We start from the raw sequence: 11,638 nt of genomic DNA on the forward strand, positions 1-11,638 counted from the left end.
CCTGGGCCGTCCCAGGGGCCCTTCGACACAGCTCAGCTGAAGATGGGACGGACCAGGAAGTACATCAGGGCACCGATCGAGCCGGCCGCCGGGAAGGTGAGGATCCAGGCGCCGATGATGTTGCCGGCCACGCCCCAGCGCACCGCGGAGAGCCGCTTGGTGGCGCCGACACCCATGATCGCCGAGGTGATCGTGTGCGTGGTCGAGATCGGGGCACCGAGCACCAGGGCGTTGAAGTAGAGCACGCCGCTGGCCACCGTCTCGGCCGCGAAACCCTCCGGCGGGCGCAGGTCGATGATCTTCCGCCCCAGGGTCCGGATGATCCGCCAGCCACCGGCGTAGGTACCTGCCGCCAGCACGGCCGCCGAGGTCCAGAACGCCCACTCCGGAATGTAGGTGGCGTCCTCCTGGTAGCCGCCGACGAAGAGGGCGAGCACCACGATGCCGATGGTCTTGGCGGCGTCCTGCATGCCGTGACCGACCGACATGGCTGCCGCCGAGGCGGTCTGGGCCCAGCGGAAGCCCCGGTTGAGCTTGCCCGGATGTCCGTTCCGGAAGATCCACTGCACCGCGATCATCACGATGTAGCCGAGGATGAAGCCGACCATCGGCGACAGGATCATCGGAATGATCACGCTTTCGCCGATACCGGTCCAGAGCACGGTGCCGGAGGCGGCGACGGTCGAGCCGACCAGCCCACCGATCAGGGCGTGCGAGGACGACGAGGGCAGGCCGAAGTACCAGGTGATGAGGTTCCAGGTGATCGCGCCGATCACCCCGGCGAAGACGATGCCGAGGCTGGAGACACCGGTGGGCAGCTCGACCAGGCCGCTGCCGACGGTCTTGGCGACCTCGGCGCCGAAGTGGGCACCGATGAAGTTGCCGACCGCGGCCATGGCCAGGGCGACCCGGGGTGTCAGCGCCCGGGTGGAGATGCTTGTCGCGATCGCGTTGGCGGCATCGTGGAAGCCGTTGGTGTAGTCGAACACCAGGGCCACCCCGATCACCGCCAGTACGGCGATGAGCTCGGGACTCACAGGATCAGGACTCCTTGACCGCGATGGTCTCGACCGTGTTGGCGACGTGCTCGAAGGCGTCGCAGGCGGCCTCCAGCTCGTCGGCGACCTCCTTCATCTTCAGCACGGTCAACGCGTCGTACTCACCGGAGAACAGACGCACCAGGAGCATCCGGTAGGCCTGGTCACCGTCGTTCTCCAGCCGGTTGATCTCGATCCAGTAGTCCTCGAGATCCTTCATCGACTTCAGTCGGGGCATCGCGTCGGCGGTCAGCTTGGCCTGCTGGTCGAGCACGTGCACCAGCTCGTGCATCTCCCGCGGCAACGACGGCAGCTTGGTCAGCCCGTAGAGGTAGAGCAGGTTGCCCACCGCCTCCAGGTGGTCCATCACGTCGTCCAGCAGCGAGCCGAGCCGGTAGATGTCCTCCCGGTCGAAGGGGGTGACGAAGGTGGAGTTGATCTTCTTGTACAGCTCGTGCGTGATCTGGTCGCTGTCGTGCTCCACCTCGGTGAGCCGCTCGCTCACCGACTGCACCTCGACATCGGGCAAGGCCAGCTCGTTGAGCAGCTCGGTACCCCGGACCAGATTCTGCGCGGCCCTGGTGAAGAGCTCGTAGAAAGCGCCCTCGTTGGGGCGGAAGGAAAACCTCACAGCACGGACCTCGTCGTGTCGGGTGGAAGGGGTGGCGGCCGTCGCTCCGGCGCCCTGCTGAGGGAATGCTAGGGAACCGTCAGACCGGCGATTTTTCGGCCCACCCCTGGCCAGATCGCATTCACCGCTCGTTCAACTTCCGTTCACCTTCACCGGCCCCGTGGTTCCCAGCAGCCGCTCCCGTTCCCGCACGATGTCGAAGTCGGCTGGCGGATACCCCAGATCAAGAGTGTCGAACGTCTCACGCAGCAGGTGCGCCACCGCCCAGTCCCGGTACCACTTGCGGTCCGCCGGCACCACGTGCCACGGCGCCAGGTCCGTGCTGCACCGGGCGAGCACCTCGGCGTACGCGGCCTGGTAGTCGTCCCACCGGGCCCGGGCGTCGACGTCGGACGGATGGTACTTCCAGTGCTTCGTCGGATCGTCGAGCCGGGCCAGCAGCCGCTTAGCCTGTTCGGCGTTGGAGATGTGCAGGAAGACCTTGACCACCGCCACCCCGGCGTCGGTCAGCTCCCGCTCGAACTCGTCGATCTCCGCGTACCGGGGCCGCCAGACGTCTTCGGGAGCCCGCTGCTGGACCCGGGGCACCAGCACGTCCTCGTAGTGCGACCGGTTGAAGACCCCCAGGCTCCCCGGTGGCGGCAGCGCCCGACGGATCCGCCACAGGAAGTGGTGCCGCAGCTCCTCGGCCGTCGGCGGGCCGAACGCCCGGATGTGCACGCCGAGCGGGTTCATCGCCCCGACCACCCGCTTGACCGTGCCGTCCTTGCCACCGCAGTCCATCGCCTGGAGCACCAGCAGCACCCGCCGTCCGGCGCCCGGGTCGGCCTTCGCACCGGCGAACAGCATCTCCTGTTGCCCGGCCAGCCCGGCACCCAACCGCCCGAGCTGCCGGCGGGCCCAGCCCTTGCGGTCCGGCCCGGTCACCTCGGGGCCGGGCAGCCCCGGGGTCGAGCGGGGATCGATCTCCGCGAGGTCCACCGGGCCACCGGGCCGCACCCGGAGCCGGTCGCGTACCGCGCCGCCGGTCGGCGCCACCACATCAAAGTCACCGTCGTCCACCATCGGAGCATCATCACCCGCCCGCCGTCGGTCCGCGCGACGGAGGTGGCCGCGGCGGTCAGACCACCAGGGCCAGCCACTTGCGGTACGAGGTGGCGAAGGGCTCAGTGCCGTCGCCGAGCGCGCCGAACAGCCAGCGCGCCGCCGCCTCGGCCGCCACCACCAGGTCGTCGGGGTACCCGAAGCGGACCCGGTGCTCGGCGAACTCGTCCTCGTCGCGCAACTCGACCAGACCGGTCTCCCGGCGCCGGACCACGTCCAGGTCGAGGTCGATCAGATGGACGGTGTCCTCGCCCTCCCAGCGGGCCGGACTGGCGATGTCGCAGTAGACCTCGCTGGTCCGGGGCGGCGGGTTGAACATGCCGGTCCACCAGGCGTGGTGGGGCACCAGCAGCACGAAGGGAATCTGCTCGACCGACGGCCGGCCGTGGTAGACCGAGCTGGTGCCGGCCGACACGCCGAGCCAGATGCCGAGGTCGTCCTCGGCCAATCGACGGGCCGGGTAGTCGCGGTGGGCGCTGCCGTCGAACTTGCGGTAGATCACCCGGATCACGTCGCTCGGCATGAGTCGCACCCTAGCCGATTCCGCCCACGCCTCGCCGTCGGGAAGTTACCGGACGACACGGCGACATTTCGTGCTCCCGACGACCGCGACACGGCCCGCTCGGTACCGACCGCGTCCGCCCCGGCGGGTACCGTGCCACGGTGACTCCGCCCCGCACCGCCACCGGCCCCACCCGCGACAAGGCCCGCCGCCGGGGCGACCGGCCGGGCGGGGCCGAGCTGTTGTCCGCCGCGGTCGGGGCGGTGCCCGGCGGTACGGCCCGTCCGGGGCAGCAGCGGATGGCCGCGGAGATCGAGGAGTGCGTCGCCAGCGGTGACCACCTGCTGGTGCAGGCCGGCACGGGCACCGGCAAGTCCCTGGCGTACCTCGCTCCGGCCTTGACGGTGGACGGACCCGTGGTGGTCTCCACCGCCACCCTGGCGTTGCAGTCCCAGCTGGTGGAGCACGACCTGCCCCGGTTGGCCGACGCCGTCGAGCCGTTGCTCCGGCGCCGCCCCACGTTCGCCGTGCTGAAGGGCCGCCACCACTACCTCTGCCTGGCCCGGCTGGAGAACTCCACGGCGGACGAACCGGAGGACACCCTCTTCGACGCCCCGGCCGAGCGTCCCGGCGGCACGCGCTGGCTCGGTGAGGCAGGCCGGCTGGGCAAGCAGATCCAGCGCCTGCGGGACTGGGCCCTGGAGACCGACACCGGTGACCGCGACGAGTTGGATCCGGGCGTCGACGACCAGACGTGGCGGCTGGTCTCGATGCCCGCCCGCGAGTGCGTGGGCGCCTCCCGCTGCCCGTACGGTGCGGAGTGCTTCGCCGAGGCCTCCCGGGCCCGGGCCCGGGAGGCGGACATCGTGGTGACCAACCACAGCCTGCTGGCGGTCGACATGCTCGCCGGTCGGCACATCGTCCCGCCGCACCGGCTGTTGGTCGTCGACGAGGCCCACGAGCTGGCCGACCGGGTCTCCTCGGCGGCCCAGGCGGAGCTGACCCCGGAGCTGATCGACCGGTCCGCCCGGCGGGCCCGTCCGCTGCTGCGCCCGGAGACGGCCGAGGCGTTGACCGCGGCGGGTGACGCCCTCGCGGTCGGGCTGGCCGAGGCACCGGTCGGACGCATCACCAGCGGGCTGCCCGGCCCGCTGCGGGAGGCCTGCACGCTGCTGGACGCCGCCACCCGGACCGCACTGGACAGCATCGGCGACGTCAAGGCCGACGACCCCGACCCGGTACGCAAGCAACAGGTCAAGGCCGTCCTCGACGAGTTGTCCACCACGGCCCAGCGGTTGCTGGAGGAGGCCGAGCACGACGTGGCCTGGGTGGAGCGCAACGACGTGACCGGACGCCGGGCACTCGTGGTGGCGCCGCTCTCGGTCGCCGGCACCCTGGCCACCCACCTCTACGACGAGCGGACCGTGGTGGCCACCTCGGCCACGCTCGCGCTGGGCGGCCGGTTCGACACGGTCGCCCGGGCCCTGGGCCTCGACTCGCCCCCGCCCGGCCCACCGTCACCGGCCGCCGCCGCCCTGGCCGGGGCCGTCCGGCCGCCGGCCGGGCCGGGCGACGCGGCGGGCGGTACCGCACCGACCGGGGCTCAGGACGCGGGCGCGGCGACCGACTCCGGGCTCGGGTGGCGTTCGCTGGACGTCGGCTCGCCGTTCGACTATCCCCGGCAGGGCATCCTCTACGTGGCCGCCCACCTGCCCCGCCCGGGGGCGTCCGGGCTGCCCGAGGCCGCCGGGGAGGAACTGCTCGCGCTGGTCACCGCGCTCGGCGGGCGTACGCTCGGGCTCTTCTCCTCGCGGCGGGCCGCGCAGCAGGCGGCGGAGCTGCTGCGCGACCGGACCGACCTGCCGGTGCTGCTCCAGGGCGAGGAGGCGTTGCCGCTGCTGGTCCGGCGCTTCCGCGAGGAGCGGGCGAGCTGCCTGTTCGGGGTGATGTCGCTGTGGCAGGGCGTCGACGTTCCGGGCGATTCTTGCCAACTTGTAGTGATCGACCGGCTTCCCTTCCCGCGCCCCGACGAACCGCTCGCCGCGGCCCGGGCGGCAGCGGTCGACGCCCAGGGCGGCTCCGGTTTCGCCGCGGTCAGCGTCCCGATCGCGGCGGTTCGGCTCGCTCAGGGCGTGGGCCGGCTGATCCGGGCCAACGGTGACCGGGGCGTGGTGGCGGTACTGGACTCCCGACTGGAGACAGCCCGCAGCTACGGCTCGTTCCTGCGCCGCTCGCTGCCCCCGTTCTGGTACACGACCCGCCCGGAGGTGGCCCGGGGCGCCCTGGCCCGCCTCGCCGCGAGCTGAGCCGGGCGGCGAGGGCACACCGGCGTCACGGACCGCGCCTGGCGCGCGGCTGGAGTCAGGGTGCCCGGGAGGCGACGACGACCGCGTCGGGTGGGGTGTCGGGGACGCGCCGGGCGGCGAGGCGGCGGACCGCCGTGTTGAGCACGGCGATGATGGGCACCGCGACCAGCGCGCCGGTGATCCCGGCGAGCACCACGCCGGCCGCCAGACCGATGATCACTGCGAGCGGATGGATGGCGACCGCCCTCCCCATGATCAACGGCTGGAGGACGTGCCCTTCCATCTGCTGCACACCGATCACCACGCTCAGGATGATCAACGCGGTCACCGGGCCGCTGTCCACCAGCGCCACGAGCACCGCGACACCTCCGGAGAGCGTCGCACCGACGATCGGGATGAACGCGCCGAGGAAGACCAGGGCGGCCAGCGGAAAGGCGAACGGGATGTCGAAGATGACCAGGAAGACGCCGATGCCGACGGCGTCGATGAAGGCGACAAGCACCGTCGCCCGCACGTAGGCGACGAGCGTCGCCCAGGCGGCCCGACCGGCGTCGTCGACCTTCCAGCGCGCGGCGACGGGCAGCAGCCGGACCAGGAACCGCCAGATGATGTTGCCGTCGCGCAGGAAGAAGAAGGTGGCGAAGAGGACAAGCACCGTGCCGGTCAACACCTCGGCCAGGGTGGCCGCGGTGGAGAGGGCACCGCTGGTGAACCGCTCGGTGTTGTTGTCGACCCACCGCTGGGTCTCCTCGAGGTACCGGTCGAGGTCGTTGTCCGACAGGTGCAGGGGCCCGGTCTTGAGCCAGTCCTGGATCTGTTGCAGACCCTGGGTCGACTTCGCGGTCAGTTCCGGAACGCCCTTGATGAACTCGTTGACCACCAGGGTGAGCGTGCCGATCACCGCGGCCAGCCCGGTGACGAGGACCACCGCCGTCGCCAGTGATCGTGGCAGGCGGGCCCGCAGCAGCCAGCCGACCGCGGGTGCCAGCAGCGCCGACAGCAACAGCGCCACCGCCAGGGGAATGATCACGATGCTGATCGTGCCGACGAGCTTCAGCAGCGCCCAGAAGACGATGCCGATGACGATCAGCCGCCAGCACCAGGCGGCGGCGATCCGCAGCGCGTGCGGCACGTCGGCGTCGTCGCGGCTGGAGGTGGAGTTGTGCACCGGCGCGGTCGGTTCGGCACCGACCACGGTCGCCCCGGCCGGTGCCGCCGGCCCGGGACTCGACGGCGAGGCCACGGCGGCCGGCTCCGGGACGTCCGACGGCGCCTGGCGACCCGCGCGAACCGATTCCCGGCCCGACTCGTACGCGCGACGCAGCCGTCCGCGTATCCGCTCGAAGCGGCTCAAGCACACCTCCTGGCAGATCTTCGCCTGCGCACTGCGTCAGGTCGGACAGGATACGCCCGACCAGGCAACGGTAGGACGAATTCGCCACCCACAGTGCCCCGCCCGTCCGGTCCGCTAACCCGGTGACCACCGGCCGGCCGGCGCGGGACGACACGGTAGCGTCTGCGGCGTGACCGCCGACAACCTCGACTCCGGCCTGCCCATCCGGCTGCTGCACGACCGCGTGCTGGTGCGGATGGAGGGCAGCGAAGGTGAGCGGCGTTCCAGCGCCGGCATCGTGATCCCCGCCACCGCTGCGGTCGGCAAACGCCTGGCGTGGGCGACCGCGGTCGGGGTCGGCCCCAACGTGCGCTCGATCGTCTCCGGCGACCGGGTGCTCTTCGACCCCGACGACCGCTCCGAGGTCGAGTTGCACGGCCGCGGCTACGTGCTGCTGCGGGAACGCGACGTGCACGCGGTGGCCGCCGAACGGGTCGAGGAGAACGCGACCGGCCTGTATCTCTGACCGGCCTCGAGTCCCTCGACCGGCCTCGCGTCGTTTGCCGCGCTCCCCGGCGGGAAGCCAGCCGCACCACCGGCCTGGGGAGGGACGATGCCGGTATTCGTGAAGAAGGTGCTGGCCTGGGGAAGCCTCGCGTTTCTGATCTACTTCATGGCGTTCCGGCCGGAGGGCGCCGCACAGATGTTCAAGGCCATCGGTGCGGCCCTGATGATGATGGCCCAGGGGCTCGGGGACTTCCTCACCAGCCTGATGACCTGAGCACCGCCGGCCGGGCGGCCCGCCGCCGGCCGGCATCGACGGTCAGCGGTGACCCGGTGGCCAGGGGGCGGCCGGACGTGGGCCGTACCAGCCGGGCCCGCCGTAGCCGGCGGGGAACGGCGGTGGCGGGGGCGGTGGGGTGAGCACCACCGGGATCGGCACCACCGGCTCCTCGGGGGCCTCCACCGCCCGCTGCGACCCGTCCGGGAAACGCAGGTGGTAGCGGTGTCCGTCCCAGACACCGACCGGCGACTGCGGATCCCGGCCGACGAAGTACGACCGGTACGCGGCGATGGAGTGCAACAGCTCCTGTTCCTCCCGGGCCGTCCGGTCCCGGTCGACGGGCCGGCGGTCCAGCCCTCGGGTGGCACCGTCCCGCAGCAGCGCCAGCCGGGTCGCCGCGAACTGGTAGCCGCGCATCGCCCGTAGGCCGGCGTCACCGGCCACCCGCCGGGCCCACACCCGGGCCGCGTGTCGTCGGCCGAGGCTGCTCAACGCGGCCACCTCCGGTGGCGTGAGCCAACCGGCCCGGACATAGTCCGGCAGCACCCGCTCGGTCAGCCGCCCCTCCCAGGCCCGCAGCCACACGGCCAGGCCGACCATGCCGAAGAAGATCGGCACCATCACGCCGACGAAACCGAAGAGCGAGATCAGCACCTGCCCGGTGGCCTGGGTCAGCGTGGGCAGCAGGTTCCACGTCCCGTGCAGCATCATCGCCAGCAGCAGCCCGGCGACCGGGGCGAAGAACCGCACCCGACGGTCCGCCGACCGCGCGGCGATACCGAGCCCGATACCGGCCATCGAGGTGAACAACGGATGGGCGAACCCGAAAAGCAGGATCCGCACGATGAAGATGGCGATGACCTGCTGCGCCCCGGTCGCCGGCCCGTACTGCTCGACCCCCGAGGCGTACCCGTACCCACCCAGGTAGAGGATGTTCTCCACCATGGCGAAGCCGATCGCGGACAGCCCGCAGTAGACGAGGCCGTCGGTGATGCCCGACCACTCGCGCCGACGGAAGATCAGCAGCAGGATCGGCCCGAGAGTCTTGGTCAGTTCCTCGATGAAGGGCGCGACCAGGACGGCGGTCAGGGCGACGGGCAGGTTCTGGTCCTCGAACCAGCCGGCCGCCGTTTCGTTCACCGTCAGTGACGCCGCGGTGGCGACGAACGCACCCCAGGCGAAGCAGAAGATCAGATACTTCAGCGGCTCGGGTTCGTAGCGGTCGAGCCAGAGGAAGCAGGCCACCAGTACCGGAACCGGCAGTACCGCCGCGGCGGTACCGACCAGCAGCGCCTCCGGGCCGAGGCTGGTGCCGAGCGTGAAGAGCATGAAGATCGCGCAGGCCGCGATCAGGATGATCACCCCGATCAGTACCAGCGCCCGCCGCCAGTTGAGGCGACGGCGTGGCATTCCGGGTGCGCCATCACCCGCGCCTGGCGCGACGGGCACGGACGGCGACGGCGGCAGCGATCCGCCGGACGGGGTGACGGCCATGCGGTCAGCGTAGTCATGCACGACCCGTCCGGCCGGGCGCATGGCCACCCCGGCGGACTCAGCCGACCGGGGGCGCGGCGGGCCGCCGCACAGTCGGCTCCGGCCCGGCCGGTGCCGCCGGTCGGTCCAGCTCACCGAAGGAGCGGCGCACCAGCCGGTTCGCCTCCTCCTGGCTGATCCCGGAGGCCACCAGCAGGTCACTAGCGGTGGTACGCACCTGCGCCACCACCACGCTGCCGGAGAACCCGACCCCCTCGCCGTACGCCCGACCGGCCTCGCTCACGGCGCGCAGCGCCCGCTCCCGGGCCTGTTCGGGCTCCTCGCCCTGAGCGAACTCCTTCTGCAGCACGCGCACCGCCTCGGCCAGGTGACCTACCGCGTCCGGCATCGGCTCCGGGACCGGCTCCTCGTCCTCCACCAGGGTCACCGCGCGTCGGATCAGGGTGCCGCTGTTGCGCATCGCCCGGTCGATCGGGTCGGCGGCCTCCGCGTAGTGGGTGAGTTCACTGCGCCGGTGCCACCGCGCCGGGGAGAGCAGCGCCGTCTCCTTGGCACCCTCGATCGCCTCGGAGAAGGTGGCCAGTTCCTCCTTGTTGTTGCGCAGCCGGTCCAGGGCGCTCTGGATCTTGCTCTGATCGCGCTCCCGCAACCCGTCGGCGGCGGTGTCGAGCTGGGCGGCGAGCAGATCCAGCGCCGGCCGGGCCGCCCGGTTGAGCACCCGCAGCGGGTTGAGCGGCAGCAGGATCGCGGTGACCAGCAGCGCGATGCTGCCACCGACGATCGCGTCGATGAACCGGGGTATCTCCAGGTCCTCCACCGACGGGCTGAGCGTCACGATCAGCACCGCGGTCGCCGCGGCCTGGATGACGATGGCGACGCTCCCCCCGGCGAAGACGGTGAGCACGATGGCGGAGGTCACCACCAGCCCGAGTTGCCACGGCCCGGTGCCGAGGAAGTAGACCAGCAGGTCGCCGACGAACACCCCGACGCCCACCCCGAGAATCAGCTCGATGGTCCGGCGGAACCGCTGACCCACCGAGACGGCCAGGGTGCCGACGGCGGAGATCGGGGCGAAGACCGGTTGCGGGTTGCCCAGCAGCTCGTGCGCGGCCACCCAGGACAGCCCGGCCGCCAGACCGGCCTGGGCGGCCAGGCCGAGCGACAGACGCACCCGGTGCAGCCGGTCCCGCAGGGTCGCCTTGCTCCGCTGGTGCAGCTGCGCCATGGTCCCGGCGATCCGGGCCGTGTCCACGTCGGACCGGCCGTCGCGCGCGCCGTTACGGCGCAGCAGCCGGGAAAGTCCGCGCCGGGCCACCGCCATGGCCGGGACTACCCGTCTGACGCCCGGACATTCCCGCCGAAGCGGCAGATGGTCGCGGACCGGCGCCACGTCGCCGAATCGGGCAGACTCGGGCCGGTGACGGGATTGATCGCACGATGGCGGACCGCCGCCCGGGCGGCCGGGGCCGGTGACCCGGCGTCGGTCGACGCGGCCGGGGCGGAACTGCTCGAACGGTGGCAGGAGCCGCACCGGCGCTACCACACGGTCGCGCACCTGACCGCCGTGCTCGACGTGATCGACCGGTACGCCTCGACCGCACCGCGACCCGAGTTGGTGCGACTCGCCGCGTGGTGCCACGACGCGGTGTACGACCCCCGCGCGTTGGGCGACCGCAACGAGCGTGACAGCGCGGCGCTCGCCGACGCCCTGCTCACCCGGTTGGGGCTGCCCGCCGACGAGGTGGCCGAGGTGAACCGGCTGGTCCTGCTCACCGCCGGTCATGTGGTGGCACCGACAGACGCCGACGGCGCGCTGCTCTGCGACGCCGACCTGGCCGTGCTGGCCGCCCCTGCACCGGAGTACGACCGCTACGCCACCGCGATCCGCCAGGAGTACGCCCACGTTCCCGAGCCGGACTACCGCACCGCCCGCACCCGCGTGCTCTCCGGCCTATTAGCCCTGCCCACCCTCTACCGCATCCCCGAGCTGGCCGCCCACTGGACCCGCCCCGCCCACACCAACCTCACCCGCGAACTGACCCGACTGTCCCCATAACTCCACGTCGATCTTGCACTTTTCGTCGGGACATAACGGTGTCAAAGCCGCGTATGAGGGACCGAAAGTGCAAGATCGCGGAAGTCTGGGCGAGGGTGGGAGAGGTGTTTGGGGCGGCGGAGGTTGGCGGCGCGCAGGAGGCGGACGATGTCGCGGCTGGGCACGATCTGGGCGCCGAGCCAAACGGCCATCGGGAAGCGCTCGGCGGGAATGTCGTAGTGGTCCCGGTCGAAGCCCCGGCGGGGGGCACCCAGCATCTCGGCGAAGGCGTGCAGTTCGGCGAGGGCGACGTCGCTGATCAGGTGCGACCAGAGCCGGCCGCGCCCCGGCCAGGACGGCCGGTCCACGTAGATCACGCAAGCCACCGTACCGGGCGTCGACCCAGGTTGAT

The 11,638-nt window shown here is 71.8% G+C and carries 12 protein-coding genes; 4 read left to right on the forward strand and 8 right to left on the reverse strand.

Annotation, left to right across the window (positions count from 1 at the left end):
• Window positions 1-32 precede the first annotated feature (32 nt).
• The 4 genes from KBX00_RS07940 to KBX00_RS07955 form a co-directional block, all read right to left on the reverse strand.
• Complete coding sequence (locus KBX00_RS07940; RefSeq protein WP_210824837.1) at window positions 33-1,037, reverse strand: inorganic phosphate transporter; 1,005 nt, start codon at window positions 1,035-1,037, stop codon at window positions 33-35.
• Between the two features lie 4 nt (window positions 1,038-1,041).
• The gene (locus tag KBX00_RS07945; RefSeq protein WP_099849257.1) at window positions 1,042-1,668 is read right to left on the reverse strand and encodes a DUF47 domain-containing protein; all 627 of its coding nucleotides are present in this window, start codon (window positions 1,666-1,668) and stop codon (window positions 1,042-1,044) included.
• Between the two features lie 132 nt (window positions 1,669-1,800).
• Entirely contained in the window at window positions 1,801-2,733 is a 933-nt protein-coding gene (locus KBX00_RS07950) for a PPK2 family polyphosphate kinase (RefSeq protein WP_210824839.1), read from the reverse strand.
• A 55-nt stretch (window positions 2,734-2,788) separates the two neighbouring features.
• Window positions 2,789-3,295 (reverse strand): DUF402 domain-containing protein, encoded by a 507-nt coding sequence (locus KBX00_RS07955; protein ID WP_210824841.1) that lies wholly within the window; start codon window positions 3,293-3,295, stop codon window positions 2,789-2,791.
• A gap of 140 nt (window positions 3,296-3,435) precedes the next feature.
• Here KBX00_RS07955 and KBX00_RS07960 point away from each other — a divergent pair, with 140 nt between their 5' ends.
• Window positions 3,436-5,580: an ATP-dependent DNA helicase gene (locus KBX00_RS07960; RefSeq protein ID WP_210824843.1), complete on the forward strand. Its 2,145-nt coding sequence runs from the start codon at window positions 3,436-3,438 to the stop codon at window positions 5,578-5,580.
• A 55-nt stretch (window positions 5,581-5,635) separates the two neighbouring features.
• Here the strand turns inward: KBX00_RS07960 and KBX00_RS07965 are convergent, their stop codons facing one another.
• Window positions 5,636-6,934: an AI-2E family transporter gene (locus KBX00_RS07965; RefSeq protein WP_301547556.1), complete on the reverse strand. Its 1,299-nt coding sequence runs from the start codon at window positions 6,932-6,934 to the stop codon at window positions 5,636-5,638.
• A gap of 169 nt (window positions 6,935-7,103) precedes the next feature.
• Here KBX00_RS07965 and KBX00_RS07970 point away from each other — a divergent pair, with 169 nt between their 5' ends.
• On the forward strand, window positions 7,104-7,439 hold the full coding sequence (locus tag KBX00_RS07970; protein ID WP_210824845.1) for a co-chaperone GroES: 336 nt from the start codon (window positions 7,104-7,106) through the stop codon (window positions 7,437-7,439).
• 87 nt (window positions 7,440-7,526) lie between these two features.
• Window positions 7,527-7,694: a hypothetical protein gene (locus KBX00_RS07975; RefSeq protein WP_166458800.1), complete on the forward strand. Its 168-nt coding sequence runs from the start codon at window positions 7,527-7,529 to the stop codon at window positions 7,692-7,694.
• A 42-nt stretch (window positions 7,695-7,736) separates the two neighbouring features.
• Here the strand turns inward: KBX00_RS07975 and KBX00_RS07980 are convergent, their stop codons facing one another.
• Together KBX00_RS07980 and KBX00_RS07985 are read right to left on the reverse strand one after the other, a co-directional pair.
• A complete protein-coding gene (locus tag KBX00_RS07980; protein ID WP_210825253.1) occupies window positions 7,737-9,233 on the reverse strand; it encodes a PrsW family intramembrane metalloprotease in 1,497 nt (498 codons plus the stop codon).
• 16 nt (window positions 9,234-9,249) lie between these two features.
• Complete coding sequence (locus KBX00_RS07985; RefSeq protein ID WP_307868326.1) at window positions 9,250-10,506, reverse strand: FUSC family protein; 1,257 nt, start codon at window positions 10,504-10,506, stop codon at window positions 9,250-9,252.
• Between the two features lie 102 nt (window positions 10,507-10,608).
• Between KBX00_RS07985 and KBX00_RS07990 the strand changes: the two genes are divergently transcribed.
• On the forward strand, window positions 10,609-11,247 hold the full coding sequence (locus KBX00_RS07990) for a metal-dependent phosphohydrolase (protein WP_210824847.1): 639 nt from the start codon (window positions 10,609-10,611) through the stop codon (window positions 11,245-11,247).
• Window positions 11,248-11,288: 41 nt separating this feature from the next.
• On the opposite strand, the gene KBX00_RS07995 is transcribed toward KBX00_RS07990, so the two are convergent.
• The gene (locus tag KBX00_RS07995) at window positions 11,289-11,603 is read right to left on the reverse strand and encodes a DUF4031 domain-containing protein (protein WP_210824848.1); all 315 of its coding nucleotides are present in this window, start codon (window positions 11,601-11,603) and stop codon (window positions 11,289-11,291) included.
• Between the last annotated feature and the right edge of the window lie 35 nt (window positions 11,604-11,638).

Source organism: Micromonospora sp. C95, from assembly GCF_018070465.1.
In the GTDB taxonomy this organism is placed as follows: Bacteria; Actinomycetota; Actinomycetes; order Mycobacteriales; family Micromonosporaceae; genus Micromonospora.